This is a genomic window from Bacillus sp. SJZ110 (genome assembly GCF_006715455.1).
GTDB lineage: Bacteria > Bacillota > Bacilli > Bacillales > Bacillaceae > Bacillus > Bacillus subtilis.
Window position 1 is genome coordinate 116,539 of sequence record NZ_VFNF01000001.1, and the last position, 25,406, is coordinate 141,944.

Below are 25,406 nucleotides of genomic sequence, written 5' to 3' on the forward strand. Positions count from 1 at the left end.
AAAAGGCTCCCCAGTAAAGGGGAGCCTTTTTCCTATAAAACAAGCGCTGCAATCCAGCCAAAGATGACAAGCGGAATATTATAAAATATAAACGTCGGCACACAAGTATCCCAAATGTGGTGATGCTGGCCGTCCGCACTCAAACCTGAAGTCGGGCCAAGCGTACTGTCACTGGCAGGTGAACCGGCATCGCCGAGGGCAGCAGCAGCTCCGATAATCGCAATCGTTGCCATCGGGCTGAATCCAAGCTGCATGCATAGAGGCACGAAAATGGTTGTGATAACAGGAATCGTCGCAAAAGAAGATCCGATCCCCATTGTAATTAATAAGCCGACAATGAGCATCAGCAATGCGCCCAAGGACTGACTGTGTCCGATAAAACCAGCTGACGTTTTGACCAGTGACTCGACATCTCCGGTTTTCGTCAATACGTTTGAAAATCCGGCTGCAACAAGCATGACAAAGCCGATAAAGGCCATTAAAACCATTCCATCAGTAATCAGTGAGTCCGCTTCATCACGCTTCATCACACCGCTGACAAACAGAACAATCAGACCAGCGAGCGCCCCCATAATCATTCCTTCTACTCCCAAAGTCTGAGATAAGTAAAGCTGGACGCCGAGTGACACAACAATGGCTAGAACCGCGATACCAATGCTTTTTCTCGTATATGGCGATGCTTCTGCACCTGAAATGTCTTTTGTTTCATATTGTTTCGGTTTACGGTATACGATCACTGATAAAATAAGGCCGACAACCATACCTGCAACTGGAATAATCAGTGCGTACGGAATATCAGCAAGCGGAACGTTTAACCCAGCATCCGCCATATTGTCCTTCAGCATGCCTTGGAAGATTTGGCCGAAACCGACCGGAAGCAAAATATAAGGAGCCGTTAAGCCAAATGTAATTACACACGCGATCAGACGGCGGTCCATTTCAAGTTCATTAAAGATTTTCAAAAGCGGCGGAATCAGCACCGGGATAAACGCGATGTGAACCGGAACGACGTTTTGCGAAAAACAAGATACAATTAAAATAATCAGCACAATCAGCACCTTAGACAGTGCTTTTTTTCGAGAATCTTCTTTATTTCCGATTAATTTAACGGAGGCTTCCACCATTGCGTCCGGAAGACCTGTTTTCGTCAAAGCGGCGGCAAACGCGCCAAGCATGGCATAGCTAACTGCAACGGTGGCATTTCCGCCGAGACCGTCTGTGAAAGCTTTAACCGTTTCGCCAAGACCGAGCCCGCCTGTTAACCCGCCGGCCAAGGCGCCTATAATTAATGCGATAACAATATTGACACGCAGCAGGCTTAATACAAGCATAAGCAGGACTGCGATGACGACTGCATTCATGATGATACCCCTCCAAAAATCCTTTAGTTTGCTAATGTAGTAGATAAATAAAGCACGAACGTATCGTATCATAACCGATCCACTTTAGTCAACTAAAGATTTCGGAAGAAAAAATCCCTGCCGCATCATACAGCAGGGATTTTTCATTACTCGTTTTTATCTTCTTCCAATGTAAATCGCTCCGCAAGTGTAGCCAGTGTTCTTGCCATAACGCCAGTAGCCCCGGCCGGCCCGAAGCAGTTTGCTTTATTGGCAGTCGCTGTTCCTGCAATATCAAGGTGAACCCAAGGTGTTGACTCAGCGAATTCACCAAGAAACGTTCCTGCCATAATCGCATGTCCCTCGCGTCCCGGTGAATTGTTGAGATCCGCCATTTGGCTGCTTTTCACGCGTTTTTTATCCTTCTCTGTTATCGGCAGCTGCCAGATTGCCTCGCCGCACTCTTGTGCAGCATCAGCTACCTGCTGGTAAAAGCTTTGATCATTTGTCATTGCGCCGGTTGTTTCTGTTCCTAATGCCACAACGACGCCGCCGGTAAGCGTAGCTACATCGACAAGAACTGACGCGCCATGCTGTTTCGCGTATGTAATGCCATCTGCAAGCACTAGCCTTCCTTCAGCATCCGTATTAAGGATTTCTATTGTTTTTCCGCTTAAAGATACGATCACGTCATCCGGCTTCATGGCCCCGCCGGAAATCATATTATCGGTTGATGGAATAACGCACAGCACGTTTTGCTCAGGACGAAGCTCTCCGATCGTTTCCATAGCACCGAGAACCGCAGCTGCTCCTCCCATATCTGATTTCATGCCGACAATTCCAGATTTCGTTTTAATGGAGTAGCCGCCTGTGTCAAAGGTAATTCCTTTCCCGACTAGTCCGACGACGTCCTCCCATTCCTTTTTGCCCTGATATTTCAACACAATCATTTTCGGCGGTTCGGTGGAGCCTTGGTTTACCGCAAGTATTCCGCCCATACCGAGCTCTTCCATCTCTGATTTCTCCAATATCTCACACTCAAAATCATATTTCGCCGCAAGCTCTTCAGCATACGAAGCGAGGTCAGTCGCTGTCAGCATGTTTCCCGGCATATTCACAAGCGTTCTAGCCGAATTTGTCCCTTGTCCGTATGCCTGGCCGACGCGAAGCCCGGCCTGCACTTCCTGTGTATCTTCATCTGTTACAACATACACGGCTTCAATTTGTTTGTCAGGCTCATTTGATTTGTGCTTATAATCCTGCACCTCATAGGAAGCAAGCAGGCAGCTCTCAGCTAAAGCATGCGCGGCATCGGCTGGAGGCACGTCTTCCGAAATAAACGTATCAAGCAGAACAGCAGTTTCTTGTTTTCGATCTTTATGAATGGCTTGAAAAACATGAGCAAAACATTCCTTCGCCTGTTCAAACGAATAATTTGCTTCTCTCCCCAGACCAACGAAATAAATCCGTTTCATACCCGCAGAAGATGGAGGGAATACTTTTGATACTTGATTCGGTTTCGCAGAGACATCACCCTCTTTTAAAAGCTGTGTCAGATGGCCTTCGAGCATTTCATCAATTTCCAACGCTTTTCCTGTCAGCTGGCTTTTTTGAAAAAGCCCGACCACAAGGGTTTCTGTATGCTCTGATTGTTGAACCGCATAAAACATGAGGCTTACACTCCTAACGTAATGGGTATTTGTAATGAACAATGGTATAATAGGAAAAACATTCTTTCCACTATACTTATTTTAACAAACAACAGTCTAAGACTTGCTTTTTTCTTTTGAAACACGAAGGATTTTTCAAATAGAAAGGATGTCGCCGATGGAACTTTTAACGAATTTTCCTTTATTATCAAGCCTGGCCGCAATTATTTTTGCTCAGGTCATCAAAGTGCCCATACAGTTTATCGTGTCCAGAAAACTGGACTGGTCGCTGGTCACAAGCACAGGCGGCATGCCCAGCTCTCACTCCGCAGCGGTCACTGCACTTTCAACAGGCGTAGCCTTGGAGCATGGATTAGACTCCTCACTCTTTGCGGTTTCCGCCATTTTCGCCGTCATAACCATGTTTGACGCAACTGGCGTCAGACGTCACGCCGGTGAGCAGGCAACAGTCATTAATAAGCTTGTCATTGATTTTAACCGTTTCGTAAATGAAGCGAAGGACTTCCCTAAGGCTGCAGAGAAAGAAAAGCAAAAAAAGCTGAAAGAGCTTCTCGGACATCAGCCGATCGAAGTCTTTTTCGGAGGACTAACAGGTATTTTACTGACATTGGTACTCGCTTACTTTTTCATGTAAAAAAACGCTCCTGCTTTCGCTGGAGCGTTTTATTCTTTCACAGTTTTATATTGATTTCTGAACACTTGCAAAGATTTTGTTTCATTGAGCTTCTCAAGCTCATCCTCGGTAATTTTTCCCGTTCCCTTTTTAATCACATAAACATCAAGGGTTTTTTTGCCCCATTCATTGTATACATCTTTGACTGTCTCATAGTACAGATCAAGGCGGTTTCCCTTAATAGCTGATCCTGTGTCGGCCACAACTCCGAGACCGTAGTTCGGAATGAATAAAATTGTTCCGATCGGGAAAACGGACGGGTCAGCAGCAACCGTGGAATATAAATCCCGTTTCACTTTCACACCTGAATATGTAAGCCCGTATAATGGATCACCGGGATTTTTGCCCGTCGACTCAGCTCCTGCTGTGTAGCCTGTTGCTGTTACTCTTTGGACTGGATATTCATCCCAATCAAATGCCTCTTCTAACGGTTTTGTTTTATCCTCAGCCGCGGACGTGGTTTGTGTTTGTTTCTGCTGCAATGCTTTTAATGTCAGTCCTGCATGCTTCAAGTGCTTTTCCTGATGTTCCTGCACCCATTTTGACAAGTCCTTCGCTTCAATTCCTGACACTGATAAAAATGTCGTGCCAAATGCAAGCAGAAATAAACAGGTCATCAGCAAACGTCTGATCATATTCAACATCATTCACCTCTCCTCCGAATCATTGTTCCCAAGTGGAGAGAGCATTATTCAAAATGACGAATGAGCTGAACGCATAAAAAAAGCTTTCTTTAGAAGAAAGCGGCATTTAAAACATTTGATATCCTCTTTTTCTGAGCATGTTGATCGCTATACCGGATACGATGGCGCCGGCCAAACCGCTGACTAAAATCAGCACATCGGCAGCCGCTAATGATAAGACACGATGAAACAGGCTGGCAAAGGATTCTCCCGGCGACTGGACATAGCTGATCAGCTTTTCTTTGCTGATAATGAAAAGGCATACAATCGGATAAATCACAGCCATAATCCAAGACATTCTCAGCAGCATGTTTAATAAGAAACCGATTCCAAAAAACAAGACAAAAAACAAAACAATTGAGATGATTACGACTGGCAGACTAATCAACCTATTCCACCCCCCTGCGTTGTTTTTAGTGTAACGCGGGGGTGGAAATAAAGTCAACGGCTGGAAAAAGAATGACTGTCTTTTCCTGTCCCCTGGCAAGACGGACAAGTCTCTGAACCGCCGAGAATCAATTGAAAATATCCTTTTCCTGAACAAAATGGGCATGCATGTGAAGCGGTTGTCGTTGCAGTTTTCATCTAATCATCACCCTTTTTCTTAATTTTCTGATAATATACCATATCAAGCTGTCAACAATAAAGTCAGATCATGTGACAAATCTTTTGATGTAAGCGGAAACATACTTATTTTCCTCTCGTTCTCTTTTTATTTTGGCGTTTTTTAATAAAGAAAACCCGCTTCCGCGGGTTTTTAGAAAAACTTGAACTTGCCTTTTTTCAATGTCAGTCCGAGTCCGCCAATCATAAACAGTGAGCGGTTATCAATGACTTTTTTCATAAACGAAGCGGGCGTGCCTTTCAGCTTTCTGCCATAAACAACCCCAACCGCGTTATGCTCGCCAAGAGAAGCCACTGTTCCCTTAATGTCCGGCTTGAATTCCTCAAGCTCTCCGCCTTTAATAAGCCTGCCAAGGTTTTTAGCGACCGTTATGCCCTGCTGCATTGCAATTTGCGCAGTCGGCGGATACGGGCGCTCTGTATCTTCATTCATAAACAGCGAGCTGTCGCCGAGAATAAAGACATTGTCATGTCCCGGGGCGCGGAGATCAGGGTTGACTTTGACTCGGCCGCGCATATTCTCAAAACCGGCTTCCTCCACAATCGGATGACCGCGGACACCTGCCGCCCATACAACGGTTTGCGATTTGATCTGCTCTGGTTCCTCATCTTTTTTGCCGACTCTGACTCCTTCCGGTGTACATTCTTGTACAGCCGTGCCGATCTTGAACTCAACTCCGTTTTCCTCAAGATAATGTACGGCATAGTCAACAAGTTCCGGATCAAAGCCCGGCAAAACGGTCGGCGCTGCTTCCACACAAATGATGCGGACAAGGCTTCTGTCAACGTCATATTCCTTACAGAGCTCCGGCACGCGAGCAGCCAGTTCGCCAAGAAATTCAATTCCCGTAAATCCGGCACCGCCAACAACGATCGTTAACCTGTCCGGCCGTTTTTCCGCTTCCGTATTGTAAGTCGCAAACTGCAGCTCAATATGTTCCCGCAGCAGGCGCGACGTGTTGATGTTGGCAATCGGAAACGCATATTCTTTTAAGCCTTTAATGCCGAACGTTTCAGGCACGGCGCCGAGCCCGATGACTAAATAATCGTACTGCAGTTCTCCATTCGCAAGCACAACTTTTTTCTCATCAATTTTGATTGCCTTTACGGTATCCTGTACAAAATTCACCCGTGACTGGTTGATTACATCTTTTATCTGATAACGGCAGCGGTCATGATGGAGCGTACCCGCGCTCGCTTCATGCATCCATGTCGTTTCATAATGATAATTGTGTTTATTTACAAGCGTAATGTCAGCATCATTCGGCCCGACATACTTCGTCAGCCTTGTCACCGTCATCAATCCGCCATATCCTGCACCTAAAATCACGATTTTGGGCTTATTCAATGCCATCACATCCACCTTCTCTTTTTTTGCTTTTGTTAGACCCATAATAAAATCATCATTTGTGTTAGCTTCAGCTTATTGGCGGGATTTTATGAAATATATTGAAAAGTTTTTTGTGAAGTCCTTACCCGTAGCACTATTATCATGTTTATCCGGCTGGCCCAAGAAACATTCAGAAAAAGATCATTTCATTTGGTTATTATCGTAGCGGCCTGCGGAAATATTTTCAAGAACGGATGGGCACGTTAGATCCTTACGATTTTTTCTGCTGACTCGTCAATTTGAACGGCAATATGGTATAATTAATAACAATTTTCATTTAGGAGGCAATTTTCGTATGCGAGAGGATACAAAGGTTTATGATATTACAATTATAGGCGGGGGACCGGTCGGCTTATTCACCGCTTTTTACGGCGGGATGAGACAGGCAAGCGTCAAAATTATCGAAAGCCTGCCTCAGCTCGGCGGACAGCTTAGCGCCCTATACCCTGAGAAGTATATATATGATGTAGCGGGATTCCCGAAAATCCGTGCGCAAGAGCTTATCAATAACCTAAAAGAGCAAATGGCGAAATTCGACCAAACCATTTGTCTGGAGCAAGCGGTTGAATCTGTTGAGAAACAAGCGGACGGCGTGTTTAAGCTTGTAACAAATGAAGAAACCCACTACTCTAAAACAGTCATCATCACTGCAGGAAACGGCGCATTCAAACCGAGAAAGCTGGAACTTGAAAATGCCGAGCAGTATGAAGGCAAAAACCTCCATTACTTCGTTGATGATCTGCAAAAATTTGCCGGCAGACGCGTTGCGATCCTTGGCGGTGGAGATTCCGCGGTTGACTGGGCGCTTATGCTTGAGCCGATCGCAAAAGAAGTATCGATCATTCACCGCCGTGACAAGTTCCGTGCGCACGAGCACAGTGTGGAAAACCTTCATGCGTCGAAGGTTAATGTCCTGACACCATTCGTCCCTGCGGAGCTGATCGGCGAAGACAAAATCGAACAGCTTGTGCTTGAAGAAGTGAAAGGCGACCGCAAAGAGATTTTAGAAATTGATGACTTAATCGTCAACTACGGTTTCGTTTCATCTCTTGGACCGATCAAAAACTGGGGCCTGGACATCGAGAAAAATTCCATTGTCGTGAAATCAACAATGGAAACAAATATCGAAGGCTTCTTTGCAGCAGGTGACATTTGTACATACGAAGGAAAAGTCAACCTGATTGCCAGCGGCTTCGGTGAGGCACCGACAGCAGTGAACAACGCCAAGGCTTACATGGACCCGAAAGCCCGCGTACAGCCTCTTCACTCAACAAGTCTTTTTGAAAATAAATAATAAAAAAGGGAGCTTGTGTCTGCGACACAGCTCCTTTTTTATTTGAAGATATTTATATAATTCAATGCAGTTCCTACAACCAGCGCAATCACAAGGGCTGCGACTACCCAGATCATTGCCATAATAATGCGGTCCTGAATCTTTTGGGACTTCGGTGTTTTTTCTTCGTTTTGGGCCATCTTATTCGCTCCTTTCCCATGTCCATGCCATAAAGAAAGCCTGGTGCTGAACGACCAAGCTTTGCTGAACGTATATCATTCGCGTTTTGATCCGCTCTCTAAGACCATTCGTTAAAACTATGATACCTAAACTCACCCTGCATGACAAGCTTCGGCACTTGCACCACACCTGCCAGCAAATCATAATGTTTGACATCCTAAATAAAACAGAGTACATTATAGAAGGCGAACATTTCATATAATATAATTTTAAATATTCGTTTTTAGGAGTGAAAACCATGGAAAACGTATTTGATTACGAAGATATTCAGCTAATTCCTGCAAAATGCATTGTAAATAGCCGTTCAGAATGTGATACATCCGTACGTTTAGGCGGACGTACATTTAAATTGCCCGTCGTCCCTGCCAATATGCAGACGATTATAGATGAAAAACTAGCGATTTCATTAGCCGAAAATGGCTACTTTTATGTGATGCACCGATTTGAACCTGAAAATCGGATTGATTTTGTTAAAGATATGAACGCACGCGGGTTATTCTCTTCTATCAGCGTGGGCGTCAAAGATGAGGAGTATGAATTTGTCCGCCAGCTGGCAGAAGAAAATCTGACTCCTGAATACGTGACAATTGACATTGCTCACGGGCACTCAAATGCTGTCATTGAAATGATCCAGCACCTTAAAAAACATTTGCCGGACAGCTTTGTTATTGCTGGCAACGTCGGAACGCCAGAAGCAGTCAGAGAGCTTGAAAATGCGGGAGCGGATGCCACTAAAGTCGGCATCGGACCGGGAAAAGTATGTATTACGAAAATCAAAACCGGCTTCGGCACAGGCGGCTGGCAATTAGCAGCGCTGCGCTGGTGTGCCAAGGCTGCCAGCAAACCGATTATCGCCGATGGCGGCATCCGCACCCATGGCGACATCGCAAAATCAATCCGATTCGGCGCAACGATGGTCATGATCGGTTCACTATTTGCCGGACACGAAGAATCGCCAGGCCAAACGATCGAAAAAGACGGAAAGCTTTACAAGGAGTACTTCGGCTCAGCCTCTGAATTCCAAAAAGGCGAAAAGAAAAATGTCGAAGGCAAAAAAATGCACGTGGCGCATAAAGGCTCAATCAAGGATACACTGATTGAAATGGAGCAGGATCTTCAATCTTCTATTTCTTATGCAGGCGGAACAAAGCTTGACGCCATCCGCAATGTGGATTATGTGATTGTGAAGAATTCCATTTTTAATGGGGATAAATATTAATCATAAAAAAACGCCAAGTCAGCGGTTCTCCGCTTGAGTTGGCGTTTTCTGCTACTTCTTCAGCAAAGTAAGCTTATATTTGCTTTTTGAATTTATTTTCCATCAGTTCTGCCATTTGTTTTGCATTTGGATTTTCTTCATTTTGCAACTGTTCAATGATGTTCATATAATCCGTTTCATTTCGGTTCTGGCTTAATTTATATGCCGCTTGAATGTCTTCCACCTTAATCTTAAATCCAACGATACCTTTCAATTCACGTTCTAAGAGTTTTGGAGAAAGCTTATCCCATAAAACAGGATTGTCACGATGTTTTTCGTATTTCTCCAGCATGATTGTTAATTCTTCTGCTAATTCATCTTTCTCTAACATACTTGCTTTTCCATACATGTGGACAGCCTGATAATTCCACGTCGGAACATTTTCGCGCGAATACCAGGAAGAAGAAATATAAGCGTGCGGTCCCTGAAACATCACAAGCACATCTTCACAGGCTTCAAACGTTCTCCACTGAGGATTTCCATAAGCGAAATGCCCCGTAATATAGTAATGATCGTCTTTTTTATTGAATCCTAACGGCAAATGTGTGGCAATTGGTTTTCCTTGTTCTGTTGTGACAACCGTACCAAAGGAGTTTTCTTGTACAAAATTCCAAATTTCTTCAGCATTTGTGACCTTAAAATATTTTGGAATATACATCATCATCCACCCTTCGAAAAATGTTATATGAGTGTTTTAGCCATGATTAAATCCGTTTGCTCTTCATCACCCATATAAAAAGAGTGGGCGCCGGTCTGAACAAACCCCATTTTCTTATAAAAGGCGATGGCATTTTCATTTTTTTCCCACACACCTAGCCAAATGTTCTTTTTATTACGTTCCAGCGCAATTTCTATCGCTTTATTCAGCAGATGTTTGCCAAGCCCATGTTTTTGAAAGCTGTTCTTTATATAAATTCTCTCGATTTCAAGTGATTCAGCACCCATTTCTTCAGACTGAGCATCATCGATATTGACTTTTACATATCCAGCGATTTCATGATCAAAGTAAATAAAAAAGAATTGCGAAGACATATTGGATAACTCTTTTTCCAGCTGCTCAGTGTTAAATGCGCTTTCTAAATAGGCTTTCATATTTTCAGGTGAGTTCTGTTCCTTAAAAGTGTCATTGAATGTTTCAATACTCAATTGTTGAAGTGTTTGTAAATCTTCCCGGCTGCATTTTTTCATTTTTACACTCATTGTTCGGATTCAGCCCCTTTATTTTAAATTCAATTGTCTAGTGTCCCTTTTATATATTTAAACACGGAACAGATACTGGCCTTGTTACCAGTCCAAAAATCTTCTTCATCACCAACTCCCTATCATGTTTTTGTTGTAAATGCAATAAAATATACTCCGCATTAAATATAGCGTAACTTTGCTGTATTTACAACAAAAATCAAACAACAAAGCAGCGTTTCTCTTGCCGAAGTCCCCGGAACTCTCTGCATCATTTCCCCATAATAAAAACGCCTCCCTTAACGATGATTTATCGCTAAGAAAAGCGTCATTAATAGTTGCTATCCGTTTTTAGTGCTTAGCACTCTTCAGGCTTGCCTGCATTCGTTGCTGTTCTGAACGAAGAACCGCAGCCGCATGAAGCAATGGCGTTTGGATTGTCGATGGTGAAGCCGCCGCCGAGCATGGATTGTTTATAATCAATCACGGTGCCGTTCATGATGTCAAGGCTTTCTTTGTCAACTAGAACAGTGATGCCGTGCTGATCAAACACACTGTCTGATTCACTCTTTTCATGCTCAAAGCCCATGCCGTAAGAAAGTCCGCTGCAGCCGCCGCCTTTGACGCCTACACGCAGAAACGCGTTTTCTTCTTCATGCTCTTTCATCATATCTTTTATATGCAAAGCTGCTGCTTCTGTAATTGTTACCGGGTTGCTCATCATTGTGAACCTCCTTTTAAAAACCGGTTGCTGTCTTTTATTATAAACATGATCGTTCCAATTCTCAAACAAGGTGTTTTACAAGAAATAGACACCCTCACAAACGGTTTCAGCCGGCCCTGTCATCATTACATGGCCGTTATCTTTCCAGTTTATCACCAAATCCCCGCCTGCTAAATGCACCGTGATGTCTTGATTTCGCTTTGATACGCCGTTTAATACAGATGCGACTGCCGCTGCACATGCTCCTGTCCCGCATGCCTGAGTAATCCCTGATCCCCGTTCCCAGACGCGGAAATGCAATTCTTGTTCATTCACGGTTTCAACGAATTCCACATTGATGCCTTCCGGAAATCTCGGATCTTTCTCAATCACCGGCCCCAGTGTCGTTAAGGGTGCCTGTTCAATGTCTGCGATCGGAAAAACGATATGCGGATTTCCCATTGAAACGGCAGTGCCTGTTAGTTCTACTTCACCAAATGCCATCGTTTCATTGATTGTGTGCTCTTCCCCGCCGTCAAGCATCGGGAGCTCGGATTTTGTCAAGCGCGGTTCGCCCATATCGACAGTGACCACATTCACTTTTCCGTTTTCGACTTGAACCTCCGCTTTTACAAGCCCGGAAAGAGTTTCAATCAGAAAAGATGTTTCCTCAACCAGCTTATGCTCATATGCGTATTTTGCGACGCAGCGCAGGCCATTGCCGCAGTTTTTCCCTTCAGACCCGTCATTATTAAAAATCCGCATTTTAACAGGCGCTTGGTCTGATGGGCATATCAGGATCATTCCGTCCGATCCGATCCCTGTATAAACAGAAGAAACCTGAATTGCAATCTCTGACAGTTTTTCTTCTGGAAGCTGTTCTTCAAATTGATTCACATAAATATAACTGTTTCCCAGGCCGTGCATTTTGGTAAATCGAAATGAGTTCATAGGTGCCTCCAACTTTTTTTCTTTTTCTTAGTATAAAAGCTATTATAAGCGGACACAATACAATTATCCCCCGTTTTTCATACATAAAAGCTCCTTGCACTGACGCAAGGAGCTTTTATCGTTTATATAAACATGCCGGCAATGGCTGCGCTGAGCAGATTGGCTAATGTTCCTGCAAGAACAGCCTTCAGGCCGAGACGCGCGATATCTGAACGGCGGCTGGGTGCTAATCCGCCCAGCGTACCAAGCATAATCGCAATTGATGAAAAATTGGCGAATCCGCATAACGCGAAACTGATAATGGTAGCAGTTTTCTTAGAAAACTCGCCGATGTGCGGACCGAAGTTAGAATAAGCGACAAACTCATTCAGCACCAATTTCTGGCCGATATAGCTTCCCGCCTGCAATGCTTCATGCCAAGGCACGCCAATCAAAAAGGCGATAGGAGAAAACACATAGCCGAGAATGGATTCTAATGTTACGCCTTTTAAACCGAACAAGCCGAAAGCCCCGCCGAGAATACCGTTTACTACAGCGATTAACGCAACAAACGCAAGCAGCATCGCCCCAACGTTTAACGCAATTTGCAGTCCTGTTGACGCTCCCTTTGCAGCTGCGTCAATGACATTGGCTGCGCCTTCGCCTTCATCCATTTTGAAATCGCTTTTTACGGTTTGCGTTTTTTCCGTTTCGGGTATAATCAATTTACCAAAGACTAGTCCAGCTGGAGCAGCCATAAAGCTGGCCGCCAGCAAGTATTCAATCGGAATACCGAGAAGCGCGTACCCAAACAAGGTAGATCCCGCTACTGCCGATAGACCGCTCGTCATAATCGTAAACAACTCAGAGCGCGTCAGCCCGGCAATCAGGGGTTTGATCACTAACGGAGATTCTGATTGTCCTACAAAAATATTGGCAGCGGCCGCCAGAGATTCCGTTTTGCTTGTTCCAAGGAGCTTCGACAATCCGCCGCCAATGACACGGAAAACGAGCTGCATGATTTTCAAATGATATAAAACTGCAATCAGTGCTGAGAAGAAAATGATAACGGGCAGTACACTTAATGCAAATGCCGGACTGTCTCCGACCTTTAGAAGCGGTCCAAAAATAAAACTGATGCCTTCATTCGCATAGTCAATCAGAAGCTGTACACGGCTTGAAAACCATAAAAAAACAGCGCGTCCCGCTTCCCATTTCAACACGATGTATCCAAACGCCACCTGTGTGCATAAACCAACGATGACGGTTCTTATCTTAATATTGCTTTTCTTTTCTGAAAATAAAAACGCGATAGCAATGATCGCAACTGCGCCCAGCAGCCCCCACAGAACATTCATGAATACTCGTACACCTCTTAAATTTTATTTAAAAAAATATCTTTTATACGATAACAATAATATTTTTTGATGTCTACACATTTTTTTAGTTCTTTTGTACGGCAAAATAAAAAAGGGCCTGTCCAGGCCCTTTTCTTTAAAACATTGGATTTTCTTCAATAAAGGTATATATATTCTCAACAAGCTCAGCAGGCGTTTCACCCATGACGACTTCTCCGTTTACCAGAGCGAAAAGCGATTCCATGCATGTCCCGCAGTAGCTTAAGCAGCCATATTCAAGGACATCAAGGTTGGGATCCTTCTCCAAAATTGCCCGGGCTTCCTGAGAGCCGTGAGCCAGATTGCTGACACAAAATTCAATCATTGGATTCATGCGGTTTCACCTCACATATGTCCATTATCGCGAATTTTTCACTATTCGTCAAAGACAACGGATGATTCAAAATTTATTATCGTAACATATTATTTCTCAAATAACGTTTTACTAATTTGTGTTTTCAGGCTAAATTGTAGGTTATTTTGAAACTATTATTGTGATTTTAGATCAAATTCGATATAATTCTAGATGTTATTTTACATAGTTCGTATTTTCTTCAATGTATCTATCATACTCTTCGGATTAAAGGGGAATTCAAATGAAAAAATTGGTCTTGATCGGCGGAGGTTACGGGAACATGCGTGTTCTTCATCGCTTATTGCCAAACCAGCTGCCTGATGATGTTTCAATCACGTTAATTGACAGAAATCCTTATCACTGCTTGAAAACAGAATATTATGCCCTTGCCGCAGGCACAATTTCTGACCATCATATCAGAGTGTCATTCCCAGAGCACCCTCGACTGGATGTCCAATACGGTGATATCACATCAATTGATATTGTACAAAAACAAGTGCTGTTCCAAGATCGTGAACCGATTTCTTACGATGACGCCGTAATCGGGCTCGGCTGTGAGGATAAATATCACAACGTGCCGGGAGCGCCTGAATTCACCTACAGTATTCAAACCATCGATCAGTCCCGCGAAACCTACCAAAAGCTGAATAATCTGAGCGCTAATGCCACCGTCGCCATTGTCGGAGCGGGCTTAAGCGGCGTTGAGCTTGCAAGTGAATTGAGAGAAAGCCGTGATGACCTGAACATTATTTTGTTCGACCGCGGTAATCTCATTTTATCAAGCTTTCCCGAGCGTTTAAGCAAATATGTGCAAAAATGGTTCGAAGAGCACGGTGTCCGCATTATTAACAGGGCAAATATCACAAAAGTAGAAGAAGGCGTTGTGTATAACCACGATGATCCGATTTCTGCAGACGCCATCGTGTGGACAGCCGGCATCCAGCCAAACAAAGTCGTCAGAGACTTAGATGTGGAGAAGGACGCACAAGGGCGTATTGTATTAACGCCTCATCACAATCTTCCAGGTGATGAACATCTGTACGTTGTCGGCGATTGCGCCAGCCTTCCTCATGCGCCGAGCGCCCAGCTGGCAGAGGCTCAAGCAGAGCAGATTGTCCAAATCTTGCAAAAACGCTGGAATGGAGAAGCCCTGCCTGAATCAATGCCGCAGTTTAAGCTGAAAGGCGTCCTCGGTTCACTCGGAAAAAAAGCCGGCTTCGGGCTTGTTGCTGACCGTCCGCTGATCGGCCGTGTTCCGCGTATGCTGAAATCCGGCTTGCTGTGGATGTATAAACACCATAACGGTTAATGATAGAGAAGAACCGCTGATCAAGTCAGCGGTTTTCTGTATACCCATGCTTCTCCATTTCCTCATAAACGTCTTTTAATTTTGGATTGCCTTCACCGACAATTTTGTCTTCTACGAGCACAAGCGGATAAAAATACTCGTCATTTCTGATTTTTTCCGCAAGCTCTTTCGCATGTTCATTGTCAGGCGGCTCATGAATATCGATGTACTGCATCTCAAAAGGCTGATTTGGATATTTTCTTTTCAGCGCAGCCTCAAGCCACTCGTATGTATCCTTGGCTGTCGGCATATTGACACAGCTCGCACAAACGGTCTCTGCCCCGTACACGCTTAGCATGACTGGTTTCATCACTTGTAAACGCCCCCTTCTCCTATGTAAGTCCTTTCTTTTAAGTATACAGAGCCAAAGGACGTTTTTATAGAAAAAAACCGTTTTTGTGTTGAAGTCTGAATGTGCTATAATAGGGAGAGCAACTTTGCAAACCAAACAATAGATTTTTATTGTTACACTGAATATAATGGTTTTATGACGACGAAAGGAGCGAATGTCATGACTGAAGTTGAAATGAAAGAACAGGTGCAGGAAGTACTGGACAAACTTCGTCCGTTTTTACTTCGTGACGGCGGTGACTGTGAGCTTGTAGACGTAGATGAAGGTATCGTTAAGCTTCGTCTTCTAGGCGCATGCGGCAGCTGCCCAAGTTCAACAATTACGCTGAAAGCCGGAATTGAGCGCGCTCTTCTAGAAGAAGTGCCGGGTGTCGTTGAAGTAGAACAAGTCTTTTAATAAAGCAGCCAGGCTAATATTTGATCAGCCTGGCTTTTTTATTAGAGATGTTGATCAAACCATGAGCTGATATAATTCAGGCGCTTGATCCGCTGTCTTGGGTGTCCGGTGCGTGACAAATTGTGCGATGCATTCGGAAAACGGACAAGCTTGGTTTCCTTGCCCATTTTTTTCAGAGCGATAAACAGCTGCTCCGCCTGCTCGATCGGGCATCGGTCATCCCGCTCGCCATGCAGTATCAAAAGCGGTGTCTCCACGTTTTCTGCGTATTTTAAAGGAGACCGGTCCCAGAGCTTTTCTGTGTCCTCAAACATGTCATGCTCAAGCTGCCAGTCTGTAAAGAAATAGCCGATATCACTGACGCCGTGAAAGCTGATCCAGTTTGAAATCGAGCGCTGGGTGACGGCAGCTTTAAAGCGGTTCGTCTGCCCGACGATCCAGTTGGTCATAAAACCTCCGTAGCTTCCGCCCGTGACACCGAGCCGCTTAGGATCAATATGCGGATCTCGCTTGATAGCCTCATCCACAGCTTGCATCACATCGTCATAATCCTTTCCTCCATAATCCCCTCTGACCGCATTTACAAATTCCTGCCCGTAGCCGTGGCTTCCTCTCGGATTGATATAAACGACCGCGTATCCTTTCGCCGCCAGCACCTGAAACTCATGAAAATATGTATGTCCGTACATCATATGCGGACCGCCGTGTATGTTGAGAATAAGTGGATATGTTGTCTCACCTTCCATTTGTGCAGGCTTCATCAGCCAGCCGTTCACCGTCACGCCGTCTTCTGTAGCATATTGAATCTCTTCAGGTATTGATATCATATGCTCACTGACAAACTTGTCATTCGCGCCAGTCAGCTGTTTCTCTTCCTGTCCAAGCGGGATACTGTAAAGCTCACTCGGTCTGTCCGGCTTAGTCACACTGGCAATAAAGTGCTGTTCATCAGGTGAAAGAGAAAAGCTATTAATGTATTCTTTTTCCAGACGAATCGGATATACAAGGCCTTCAATCGAAATATAATAGATGCCCGTATTGCCTTGATCTGTGCCGATGACATAAAACCCTTGGCTGTCCTTTGTCCAAATCGGGCGCTGTTCAGCACCACCGATCAATGAATCTCCAATCAGCGCATCCGCTAAATGAACGTCCAGCATCTCAGTCAGACATGTGAGGCGGCCTTGTTCGATATCATAGAGCCACGCCTTTGAGAGCGTTGCATTCTTATATTCCTTTTCATTTCCAAGCAAAGCAAGATACCTTCCGTCTGGTGAAAATGAACTAGATCCGAATGAGCCGCGATGAGGTGTAACCTGCTTAAGATCTCCAGACTCCAGTGACATCATGTAAACATCATGCGGCTTGCTGGCATCATCTGTTTCAGTTAAATTAGCTGAGAAAACAAGCCATTTGCCGTCAGGAGAAAAAGCAGGATCACCATGATCAGCTTTGTGATTTGTCAGCTCCTTCATCTCACCCGACTTTACGCTGACAAGCACAAGCTGGGCATACGCGCCTCTCGTCAGCCCTTTGCCGTCCCGTTTGTAGGAGAGGCTTTGCACCTCAACAGGTTCATAGCTGTCTTGCTCTGTTTTTTCTCGGTCATCAATGCTTTCTCCCTCTCCTAAACTGACAGTGACCAGAATCGATTCGCCATCCGGGGACCATATTGGCTTTGACACGCCATATGGGATATCAGTCAGTTTTCTTGCTTCTCCGCCTTCAGCGCTCATGATATAAAGCTGTGCCGCATCGCCTTCTCGATCAGAAATAAAGGCTAGCGTACGCCCGTCCGGAGACCACCTTGGGTCGGTGCTTCGCTTTTCTCCATGTGTCCAAGGAACAGATCCACCCGTTTTCGTTTCATAGATCCATATATTTGATGTATACGAATCTTTCTCTTGATTTACTTGTGATTTTACATATGCGGCACGGGTGCCGTCTGGGGCGTATTGAGGATCGGTCACAGAGACAATCGCTGTGATGTCTTCTGCGGTTATCAGCTTTTTCATATTCATCTCCTCCTTTTTACATGTATTTCGTTTTTCTAAATAAAAACTCCTTTATCTCCAGCAAAAAAAAGCGCCCTCCGCTGACGCTGAGGGACGCTTGGCATGATCTATACACTTTTTACTTGATATAAAGGATTTCGCTCTATTATACTTCCCTCTTTCGGAACGGTCAAAGCGTCTACTTCACAATGAGGGAAATGAAGCGCGAGCTGTTCTTTTAGCTCTTCTCCCTTTCCTTTTTCGGTCATGACGAGAATCGTTGGGCCTGCTCCGCTGAGAGCCGTTCCATATGCGCCCTTCATCTCGGCGACGTGCTCTACTTTTGACAGCTCAGGCACAAGCATCGCCCGGTACGGCTGATGGAACATATCCTTCTTCATGATTTTCCCGACAAGCGGCCAATCCTTCGACATGATCGCAGCAATGAGGATATTGCTGACAGCACTTGCTTTTACGGCATCGGCATATGGAAACTCCTTCGGAAGCACGTCTCTCGCGTCTCTTGTCAGCACTTCATAAAAAGGAATGACAACGACTACGTCAATGTCAGCATTCGGGACGCGGATCATTTGGGTCTCGTCATCCTCATGCAGGCCGATCACAAGTCCGCCGACGAGAGAAGCGCCAGCATTGTCCGGGTGTCCTTCTTCTAGACTGGCTAAATGCAGCTTGTCCGCTTCAGACAGCTTTAAGCCGCATAATTCATCAGCCAGTTCAATGGCCGCTACAATCGCCGCGGCGCTGCTGCCAAGGCCGCGTGCAAGCGGGATGTCGCTCCACACCTTCACATGGACAGGAGGCATTTCTTTTCCGTACAAATCTGCGGTCCGTTTAGCCACTTGATAGATCAGGTTATCTGTACCCGCCGGAATTCCGGCGACTGTTTCTGTTTCAGCTTCAAAAGACCATTTGTCGCTTTCAAAGACGGTCAGCTTCAAATATCTGCTGAGCGCCATTCCGACTGAATCAAAGCCGGGGCCTAGGTTAGCTGTGCTTCCGGGAACAGTGACAGAGAACAGCATGTCGGCTTCGTTCATACACGGGCCGCTCCTTTTACATATTCAAGGATGCTGTCTTCATCAGTCGGCAATGTGACAGGCTTGATTTCTGAAATGTCGACCGCTGTGTTCGGATCTTTCAGTCCGTTTCCTGTTAACACAGCTACGACCTTGCTGCCTTTCGGAATTTCTCCGGATTTCACCTGTTTCAGCACTCCTGCGATAGACGCGCAAGAACCTGGTTCTGCAAACACGCCTTCTACACGGGCGATCAACTGATATGCGTGAAGGATTTCATCATCAGTGACTTCGTCAATTTTCCCATTGGATTCCTTGGCTGCCTTTACAGCTTTGTCCCAGCTTGCCGGGTTTCCGATACGAATGGCTGTCGCTATTGTTTCAGGATTTTCAATCACTTCATTGCGCACGATTGCCGCCGCACCCTCAGCTTCAAAGCCGCGCATTTTCGGAAGGCCTGTGCCGTTTTTCTCATGATATTCCTTGAAGCCCTTCCAGTACGCAGTGATGTTTCCAGCGTTTCCGACCGGGATCGCTAAAACATCAGGCGCTTCCCCCAGCTGTTCGCACACTTCGAAGGCAGCAGTTTTTTGGCCTTCAATGCGGTAAGGGTTGACTGAGTTGACAAGGGCAATCGGTGATTTCTCACAGATGGAACGGACAATTTTAAGCGCATCGTCAAAGTTTCCGTCAATTGCGATAATCTCGGCTCCGTACATGACAGCTTGAGCGAGTTTTCCAAATGCAATTTTTCCATTCGGGATGATGACAATGCATTTCATGTTAGCACGGGCTGCATATGCTGCCGCAGCAGCGGAAGTGTTACCTGTTGACGCGCACATAATCGTGTCATTGCCTTCTTCTTTGGCCTTGGCCACAGCCATAACCATTCCGCGATCTTTAAATGATCCCGTAGGATTGACGCCTTCCGTTTTGACATGAAGCTCAATTCCGAGCTGCTCAGACAGCTTAGGCAGGTGAATAAGAGGTGTGTTTCCTTCATGTAAAGTTAGCGCCGGTGTTTGATCTGTTACAGGTAAAAATTCTTTATATTGATGGATAAGTCCTTTCCACATTAGCTCCAACCGTTCCCTTCTACACGATATGTGCTTTTGACTTCTTGAACGACTTCCAAATCATTTAGGTTTTGCAAAATATCACTGAAATCAGCTTCTGATGTATGATGTGTGACAATTACGATTTCAGCTAACTCATCATGGCCTTTAATTGGCAGCTGAAGGATTTTTTCAAAGCTCACGCCCCGCTCTGAGAACACAGATGTAATTTTCGAGAATGAACCAACCTCATCTTTTACATGAATTCTTAAAAACTGCTGTGCATAAATGTCAGACGGCGATTTCATGTTTTTCTCATATTGCGGTCCGACAAAGCTGTTGCCGGTTACACCGAGGCGCATATTTTTCATGACAGCGACGAGGTCAGAAACAACGGATGTCGCTGTCGGCATGCTTCCGGCTCCCGGCCCGTAGAACATCGTCTCACCGACAGCCTCGCCGTATACATAAACAGCGTTAAACTCATTATGAACAGCAGAAAGCGGATGGTGGTCAGGAAGCAGTGTCGGCTGTACGCTGACCTCGATTTTGCTGCCGTCACGCTGAGCAATCCCGATCAGCTTCATTGTATAGCCGAGGCGTTTGCTGAAGCTGATGTCCTCGTCTGTAATTTGGGAGATCCCCTTTACTTTGACGTCTTCCAAATCCACGTTCATCGAGAAGCCGAGGCGCGCCAATATCGCCATTTTCCGTGCGGCGTCAAGCCCTTCCACGTCAGAAGTCGGATCAGCTTCGGCAAAACCGAGATCCTGCGCTTCCTTGAGCACTTCCTCGTATGGGCTTTTCTCTTTGATCATTTTTGTTAAGATAAAGTTTGTTGTGCCGTTCACAATTCCCATCATTTTTGTAATTCGATCAGATGAGAGGCCTTCCTCTAACGTGCGCAGAATCGGAATCCCGCCGGCAACACTGGCTTCAAAGTAGATATCGCATCCATTTTCCTTCGCTTCAGCAAGCAGCTCGGAGCCGTACACAGCCATTAAGTCCTTGTTTGCTGTGACAACATGCTTTTTCGATCTCAGCGCGTCGACCAAATATTGTTTTGTCTGCTCAACGCCGCCGATCACCTCGATGACGACATCAACATCTGGATCATCAATGACATCATACACTTCTGTTGTAAGCACTTCTTTCGGCAAATCTACTTCTCTCTTTTTCTCTACATCTTTTACAAGCACTTTTTTTATCGTAACCGGACAGCCGACCTGATGCATAAGCTTATCCTGATGGTCTTGAATAATTTTAACGACACCGCTTCCGACGGTACCTAAACCTAAAAGCCCTACACGAATCGCTTTCAAAAAAACTCCACCTTTCTTTTGATTGTCCTCTTGAAAAAGACAATTGTTAACTCAACACAGACATATAAGTTACAAACATTATATAAGCCCGCTCCTATTTTGACAAGACAGCATTAGGCTGAATTTTGCGAATGTAAACGCTTAACGCATTGATATGACAAGATTCTTTATTTTCTAATTATTTTTGTCAGATTTTCTCCTCACCCTGAGCTGCCTTTGCCGAGCCAGCTGACGCGTGGAACAAACAGCTTCTGCGCCCTCATATTCATGAATTCCTGCGCTGTATTGAGAAATTGTTCATAACGCCCACAGTCATTAAGAATGAAGTCAAGCTGTTCTTCAAAATAATGCTTTTCTGATTCTGATGACATGTAATAGCTTTCCACGATTTCAAAATAATGAAGCGGGAAAAGCAGACGGCTGTATAAAAGGCGTTTCGAAAACGAAGACAGCGGTGTGACTTGCTCGTATTCCTGTAAAAAGAGAAAGCCCTGCTGATTAAAATCTTGTCTGTGATGCAAAAAAGTATGCCTCATATATTCAGCCAAATCACGGGAAGCGTGGTCAAACACCCAATCGGCCGGAATCCTGATCAATGATTCCGGTGACCATGTATGCCTTTCCATCCGCTGATGGCATATCGTTCCTGAATCAGCGGCTTGGGGCTTGTCATCCAGCTCAGTGTCCACTAAATATTGTATCGCGTTTTCTGACAGTCCTAAATAATAGGGAAATGATTCGATCATTTTTTTATCGAATGGCTCATGCGGAGGGGTCTGAACCTTTCTCTGCCAAAATGCTTCCAGCTGATCAATTCGTTTTCCCCACAGATCCTTCCACTGGCCGATTCTTCCGGCTGCCTTCACCTCATACGGATATCCTCGGCCTTTTCGGTGAAATTCCGCAAGCTCCGCTCCAATGGAGAACGCCCTGTTTGAATAAGGGGGGGCCGCCTTCAGCAGAGCGTACGTTTTTCCATCATGTTCAAATGTCAGCTCACCTTCTTTTGTAAAGATAAAAACTGAAACGTATGGGTCACTTTGTTCTTGTAAATACTGACTCATGTAATAAAGCTCCGCCAGCTCTGTATCTGAGAATTGGGAAACGGGGACAATCAGAAAGTATGAATTAGGCGTCTGAAAGCATTGATATGTGTGCTGGTACATGGAAAGCTGCCTGATGTGAATGCCGTATTTTTCTTTTATTGTACCTTTCACCAAGATCACCTGCCTGTTGAATTAGGGCTCATCACATCGTAGTCATACACAGCCGGAATTATGAATACATATTTTAATCCGAAGAAGGCGCAAGAAAAAGTCGTAAACTTCTCAAGCATTTTGTATAAACTAGTAAAAAAGATTGGGTGAAGCTGATGTCAGAAAACGAACAATTCAGTCAGATGGAAGCTAAAGCAAGAGCACGGATGAAGGAGCGCGGCGTTGAGGTATCAGACATTGCCGAGCTTGTCTTTTTTCTGCAGAAAAAATATCATCCGGATCTAACCATTGATGAATGCACGCTGAACGTCAATCGTGTTCTCGCAAAACGCGAGGTGCAAAACGCGATTTTAACGGGCATTGAATTGGATGTTCTTGCTGAGCAGAAAAAACTGTCTGAACCGCTGCAAACGATGCTGGAAATAGATGAAAGCCTATATGGAGTAGATGAAGTTCTGGCATTTTCCATTGTGAACATTTACGGATCGATCGGGTTTACGAACTACGGTTACATCGACAAAGAAAAACCCGGAATCCTTAAACGATTGAATGATAAATCAACCGGTGAATGCCATACTTTTTTAGATGACATCGTCGGAGCGATTTCCGCCGCGGCTTCAAGCAGACTTGCTCACCGCGCGCGGCATACAGAATAAGGGCACCCTTTTAGGGCGCCCTTTTTTCAAATGTATGGAATCCATTCAGTCAGAGAGTCAATGGCGTGAGTCGGTTTTTCCATATCGTCTGTCATATGTTCTCTTTTCGTTACGCCTGTGTGAACGAGCAGCGTATCCATACCCGCGTTAATGCCGGCCATAATATCAGTGGCGTAGTTGTCGCCGACCATGAGTGTTTCAGACATATCTGTGCCGAGAACGCGCATCGCCTGCTCCATAATAATTGATTCCGGCTTGCCGATAAATACAGGCTGTACACCTGTAGATACGGTTAACACTGATGTCAGTGAGCCGTTTCCCGGCAGAAGCCCTCTTTCAGTCGGAATCGCAATATCTCCGTTAGTGGAAATAAAGCGGGCGCCATTTCTGATTGCCAGGCAGCCGACAGCAAATTTTTCGTATGTAATGGAACGGTCGATGCCAACAACAACAAAGTCCGCGTTTTCTCCGCCAAATGTCAGGCCATTTTCTTCAATCGCCTGGCGGATTCCTTCCTCCCCAATCACATACACAGACGCGTCTTTTTTCTGCTGTGCAATGTGCTGGGCAGTTGCCATGCTGGTCGTGAAGACCTGCTCTTCTGTTGCCGGAATATCAAAAGACACGAGCTTGTCCGCTACCTGCTTCGGTGTGCGCGAAGAGTTGTTTGTCACGAAAAGATAAGGAACGCCGCGATCTTTCAGCGTTCTGACAAATTCACACGCTTCCTCGATTTTTTCCGTGCCATTGTACATCGTTCCGTCTAAATCAATTAAATACCCTTTATATGTTTTCATATCCAACACTCCTGTGGCTTTCCAGTTGTTATTTAAACGCAGAAACAGGTCCTAGCTCTGTTTCCAAATAGCTTCTGATCCGTTTCGGGAAGTCCTGAAGAGCTGTTTGATGCGCCTTGATCAGCCTGTAAAGCTCGCCGCTGTCAGCGAGCAGATACTGTTGAACCAACGTTTTGCGGTAGGCGATCAATTTTTTGAGCTCATCACCCTCTTTTTCCGTGACAACTTTCTCATCAACAAGTATATCCATAATGTCGTCATAGCTGCCCGGGTCCCGCATAATAAAGCCGTCAATCATGTCATTGCCTGTATCCAAAATGCATTCGATTAACAGATGGCCTATACGCTGAAGTGCCAATTCCCCGATTTCAGACTGCCAGTCTGTTTGTGAGTCAAATAGCGCCAGCTGGTGCTCGAAGAACCCTAGTGTTTTTTCGATTTTGCTTCTGTCAACAAAATACATGACAGCATCCCCTTTGTGTATATTTATTTTCTGATCCGTTTCAAGACAAAATACGCACAGCCGAAATTGCAGTATTCGTAAATATATTCATCTAATGTGCTGATTTTCGTTTCGAAGGTTGCCTTTTGATTCTGGTCGTCAAAGAAGCCCTTGAGCCTTAACTGACCGTATCCCCAGTCTCCCACAATATAATCGTATTTATTTAATATATCGGAGTAGCGGGCTTTAAAAGCCTCTTCGTTGAAGCCGTCTTTGAAATTGTGCACCAATTCAAATTCGGCATTTTGAATAAGAATCATGATCTCACCTCTTTTTCACTCATTCCTATCATAATTCATTGCCCCGTCCCCATCAATTGCTAAAGAATAAATCATGCGATTTGGCTACCCTACACATGAGGAGGGATTGATAAATGAAACGAACCGCTGTCAGCCTCTGCCTGCTGACCGGACTTTTATCCGGGTGCGGAGGCGCAGGATTGGATAATGCACAAAATGTCCGGAATCAGACGCAGAATCAAACCAAACCCATTCATGTGTCGGACCGCAACGAGGCTTTTAACAGGCATAATGAGAACGAACAATTTGGCTATGTCCGCTATCAAAAAGAACAATTTGACGGAGACCAGCAGAAAACGCCGGTGATGAACCGGGAAGAAACCGCTCACATGATATCAAGTTTAACGGTTCAGCTCCCCCATATTCAAGATGCTGCGACATTGGTGACTGACCGAGAAGCGCTTGTCGTATACAAAACCGATTCTAAAAACCGGGAGCTGACCGCCGATCAGGTGAAAAAAACAGCGGCTTCCGTGATACCGCGATACTATCACGTGTATATTTCCGATAATCCAAACCATATGCAGTCCGTCGAAAATTACAGCAATCTCGGCTCTGGTTCAAGGGATATCAGAGAGATCATGTCGGGGACGATTCAAGAAATGAAAACCTCCCCGCAAGGAAGCCCTGTCTCAGAGAATGAAAATGCCAATGGAGAAACGCGTCAGGACATGAAAATCGATAGGAATGACAAAAACGCCAGATGATCTGGCGTT

At 45.0% G+C, this 25,406-nt stretch carries 29 protein-coding genes; 7 read left to right on the forward strand and 22 right to left on the reverse strand.

Going from position 1 to position 25,406, the window contains the following annotated elements; genetic code table 11:
* Positions 1-32: 32 nt before the first annotated feature.
* The gene (locus FB592_RS00575; RefSeq protein ID WP_003228736.1) at positions 33-1,361 is read right to left on the reverse strand and encodes a Na+/H+ antiporter family protein; all 1,329 of its coding nucleotides are present in this window, start codon (positions 1,359-1,361) and stop codon (positions 33-35) included.
* Positions 1,362-1,507: 146 nt separating this feature from the next.
* Positions 1,508-3,010, reverse strand: coding sequence for a leucyl aminopeptidase (locus FB592_RS00580; protein ID WP_141949161.1), 1,503 nt, complete (start codon positions 3,008-3,010; stop codon positions 1,508-1,510).
* A 157-nt stretch (positions 3,011-3,167) separates the two neighbouring features.
* Here FB592_RS00580 and FB592_RS00585 point away from each other — a divergent pair, with 157 nt between their 5' ends.
* Positions 3,168-3,644 carry a divergent PAP2 family protein gene (locus tag FB592_RS00585; protein WP_003244337.1) on the forward strand — a complete coding sequence of 159 codons (477 nt, stop codon included), beginning with the start codon at positions 3,168-3,170 and terminating at the stop codon, positions 3,642-3,644.
* Positions 3,645-3,673: 29 nt separating this feature from the next.
* Here the strand turns inward: FB592_RS00585 and spsC are convergent, their stop codons facing one another.
* The 4 genes from spsC to FB592_RS00605 form a co-directional block, all read right to left on the reverse strand.
* Complete coding sequence (spsC, locus tag FB592_RS00590) at positions 3,674-4,330, reverse strand: stationary phase survival protein SpsC (protein WP_080286255.1); 657 nt, start codon at positions 4,328-4,330, stop codon at positions 3,674-3,676.
* A 103-nt stretch (positions 4,331-4,433) separates the two neighbouring features.
* Entirely contained in the window at positions 4,434-4,754 is a 321-nt protein-coding gene (locus FB592_RS00595; protein WP_003243877.1) for a YuiB family protein, read from the reverse strand.
* A gap of 53 nt (positions 4,755-4,807) precedes the next feature.
* Entirely contained in the window at positions 4,808-4,951 is a 144-nt protein-coding gene (locus tag FB592_RS00600; RefSeq protein ID WP_003243733.1) for a YuiA family protein, read from the reverse strand.
* Positions 4,952-5,123: 172 nt separating this feature from the next.
* Complete coding sequence (locus FB592_RS00605; protein ID WP_010886605.1) at positions 5,124-6,344, reverse strand: NAD(P)/FAD-dependent oxidoreductase; 1,221 nt, start codon at positions 6,342-6,344, stop codon at positions 5,124-5,126.
* 331 nt (positions 6,345-6,675) lie between these two features.
* Between FB592_RS00605 and yumC the strand changes: the two genes are divergently transcribed.
* Positions 6,676-7,674 (forward strand): ferredoxin--NADP reductase 2, encoded by a 999-nt coding sequence (yumC, locus tag FB592_RS00610; RefSeq protein ID WP_003220618.1) that lies wholly within the window; start codon positions 6,676-6,678, stop codon positions 7,672-7,674.
* A 38-nt stretch (positions 7,675-7,712) separates the two neighbouring features.
* On the opposite strand, the gene FB592_RS00615 is transcribed toward yumC, so the two are convergent.
* Positions 7,713-7,853, reverse strand: a complete 141-nt coding sequence (locus FB592_RS00615; RefSeq protein ID WP_003228723.1) for a hypothetical protein — start codon at positions 7,851-7,853, stop codon at positions 7,713-7,715.
* A 278-nt stretch (positions 7,854-8,131) separates the two neighbouring features.
* On the opposite strand from FB592_RS00615, the gene guaC reads away from it, so the two are divergent.
* The gene (gene guaC, locus FB592_RS00620) at positions 8,132-9,112 is read left to right on the forward strand and encodes a GMP reductase (protein ID WP_141949162.1); all 981 of its coding nucleotides are present in this window, start codon (positions 8,132-8,134) and stop codon (positions 9,110-9,112) included.
* A 73-nt stretch (positions 9,113-9,185) separates the two neighbouring features.
* Here guaC and paiB read toward each other — a convergent pair whose 3' ends face one another.
* The 6 genes from paiB to FB592_RS00650 form a co-directional block, all read right to left on the reverse strand.
* On the reverse strand, positions 9,186-9,809 hold the full coding sequence (gene paiB, locus FB592_RS00625; protein WP_014480733.1) for a protease synthase/sporulation negative transcriptional regulator PaiB: 624 nt from the start codon (positions 9,807-9,809) through the stop codon (positions 9,186-9,188).
* 23 nt (positions 9,810-9,832) lie between these two features.
* Positions 9,833-10,351, reverse strand: coding sequence for a spermidine/spermine N(1)-acetyltransferase (gene paiA / locus FB592_RS00630; protein ID WP_003244000.1), 519 nt, complete (start codon positions 10,349-10,351; stop codon positions 9,833-9,835).
* 337 nt (positions 10,352-10,688) lie between these two features.
* Positions 10,689-11,051 (reverse strand): HesB/IscA family protein, encoded by a 363-nt coding sequence (locus tag FB592_RS00635; protein ID WP_003244166.1) that lies wholly within the window; start codon positions 11,049-11,051, stop codon positions 10,689-10,691.
* Between the two features lie 78 nt (positions 11,052-11,129).
* Positions 11,130-11,984 (reverse strand): diaminopimelate epimerase, encoded by an 855-nt coding sequence (dapF, locus tag FB592_RS00640; RefSeq protein WP_003243745.1) that lies wholly within the window; start codon positions 11,982-11,984, stop codon positions 11,130-11,132.
* 122 nt (positions 11,985-12,106) lie between these two features.
* Positions 12,107-13,321: a NupC/NupG family nucleoside CNT transporter gene (locus tag FB592_RS00645; RefSeq protein WP_003228710.1), complete on the reverse strand. Its 1,215-nt coding sequence runs from the start codon at positions 13,319-13,321 to the stop codon at positions 12,107-12,109.
* A gap of 136 nt (positions 13,322-13,457) precedes the next feature.
* Positions 13,458-13,694: a YuzB family protein gene (locus tag FB592_RS00650; RefSeq protein ID WP_003222913.1), complete on the reverse strand. Its 237-nt coding sequence runs from the start codon at positions 13,692-13,694 to the stop codon at positions 13,458-13,460.
* A 262-nt stretch (positions 13,695-13,956) separates the two neighbouring features.
* Between FB592_RS00650 and FB592_RS00655 the strand changes: the two genes are divergently transcribed.
* On the forward strand, positions 13,957-15,024 hold the full coding sequence (locus tag FB592_RS00655; RefSeq protein WP_003228707.1) for an NAD(P)/FAD-dependent oxidoreductase: 1,068 nt from the start codon (positions 13,957-13,959) through the stop codon (positions 15,022-15,024).
* A 25-nt stretch (positions 15,025-15,049) separates the two neighbouring features.
* On the opposite strand, the gene FB592_RS00660 is transcribed toward FB592_RS00655, so the two are convergent.
* On the reverse strand, positions 15,050-15,376 hold the full coding sequence (locus tag FB592_RS00660; protein WP_021480530.1) for a YuzD family protein: 327 nt from the start codon (positions 15,374-15,376) through the stop codon (positions 15,050-15,052).
* Positions 15,377-15,475: 99 nt separating this feature from the next.
* On the opposite strand from FB592_RS00660, the gene FB592_RS00665 reads away from it, so the two are divergent.
* The gene (locus FB592_RS00665) at positions 15,476-15,811 is read left to right on the forward strand and encodes a NifU family protein (protein ID WP_010886606.1); all 336 of its coding nucleotides are present in this window, start codon (positions 15,476-15,478) and stop codon (positions 15,809-15,811) included.
* Between the two features lie 41 nt (positions 15,812-15,852).
* Here the strand turns inward: FB592_RS00665 and FB592_RS00670 are convergent, their stop codons facing one another.
* The 5 genes from FB592_RS00670 to cotNH all read right to left on the reverse strand — a co-directional run bounded on the left by FB592_RS00670 (position 15,853) and on the right by cotNH (position 22,439).
* Complete coding sequence (locus FB592_RS00670) at positions 15,853-17,826, reverse strand: S9 family peptidase (protein WP_103803738.1); 1,974 nt, start codon at positions 17,824-17,826, stop codon at positions 15,853-15,855.
* A 107-nt stretch (positions 17,827-17,933) separates the two neighbouring features.
* Positions 17,934-18,863 (reverse strand): homoserine kinase, encoded by a 930-nt coding sequence (gene thrB, locus FB592_RS00675; RefSeq protein WP_003228699.1) that lies wholly within the window; start codon positions 18,861-18,863, stop codon positions 17,934-17,936.
* Positions 18,860-19,918 (reverse strand): threonine synthase, encoded by a 1,059-nt coding sequence (gene thrC, locus FB592_RS00680; RefSeq protein ID WP_043940272.1) that lies wholly within the window; start codon positions 19,916-19,918, stop codon positions 18,860-18,862. The genes thrB and thrC overlap by 4 nt, the downstream gene beginning before the upstream one ends.
* Positions 19,918-21,219, reverse strand: coding sequence for a homoserine dehydrogenase (locus tag FB592_RS00685; RefSeq protein ID WP_014665242.1), 1,302 nt, complete (start codon positions 21,217-21,219; stop codon positions 19,918-19,920). The genes thrC and FB592_RS00685 overlap by 1 nt, the downstream gene beginning before the upstream one ends.
* 200 nt (positions 21,220-21,419) lie before the next feature.
* Positions 21,420-22,439 carry a spore coat-associated protein CotNH gene (cotNH, locus tag FB592_RS00690; RefSeq protein ID WP_031315327.1) on the reverse strand — a complete coding sequence of 340 codons (1,020 nt, stop codon included), beginning with the start codon at positions 22,437-22,439 and terminating at the stop codon, positions 21,420-21,422.
* Positions 22,440-22,591: 152 nt separating this feature from the next.
* On the opposite strand from cotNH, the gene FB592_RS00695 reads away from it, so the two are divergent.
* The gene (locus tag FB592_RS00695; RefSeq protein ID WP_003243814.1) at positions 22,592-23,092 is read left to right on the forward strand and encodes a phosphatidylglycerophosphatase A family protein; all 501 of its coding nucleotides are present in this window, start codon (positions 22,592-22,594) and stop codon (positions 23,090-23,092) included.
* A 26-nt stretch (positions 23,093-23,118) separates the two neighbouring features.
* On the opposite strand, the gene nucF is transcribed toward FB592_RS00695, so the two are convergent.
* From nucF to FB592_RS00710, 3 genes are read right to left on the reverse strand one after another with little or no spacing between them, the layout of a single operon-like run.
* Complete coding sequence (nucF, locus tag FB592_RS00700) at positions 23,119-23,889, reverse strand: 5' nucleotidase NucF (protein WP_043858611.1); 771 nt, start codon at positions 23,887-23,889, stop codon at positions 23,119-23,121.
* 28 nt (positions 23,890-23,917) lie between these two features.
* On the reverse strand, positions 23,918-24,352 hold the full coding sequence (locus FB592_RS00705) for a DUF86 domain-containing protein (RefSeq protein ID WP_003228684.1): 435 nt from the start codon (positions 24,350-24,352) through the stop codon (positions 23,918-23,920).
* A 23-nt stretch (positions 24,353-24,375) separates the two neighbouring features.
* The gene (locus tag FB592_RS00710) at positions 24,376-24,651 is read right to left on the reverse strand and encodes a YutD family protein (protein ID WP_003228682.1); all 276 of its coding nucleotides are present in this window, start codon (positions 24,649-24,651) and stop codon (positions 24,376-24,378) included.
* A 113-nt stretch (positions 24,652-24,764) separates the two neighbouring features.
* Here FB592_RS00710 and FB592_RS00715 point away from each other — a divergent pair, with 113 nt between their 5' ends.
* Positions 24,765-25,397 (forward strand): YhcN/YlaJ family sporulation lipoprotein, encoded by a 633-nt coding sequence (locus FB592_RS00715; protein ID WP_021480537.1) that lies wholly within the window; start codon positions 24,765-24,767, stop codon positions 25,395-25,397.
* Positions 25,398-25,406 lie beyond the last annotated feature (9 nt).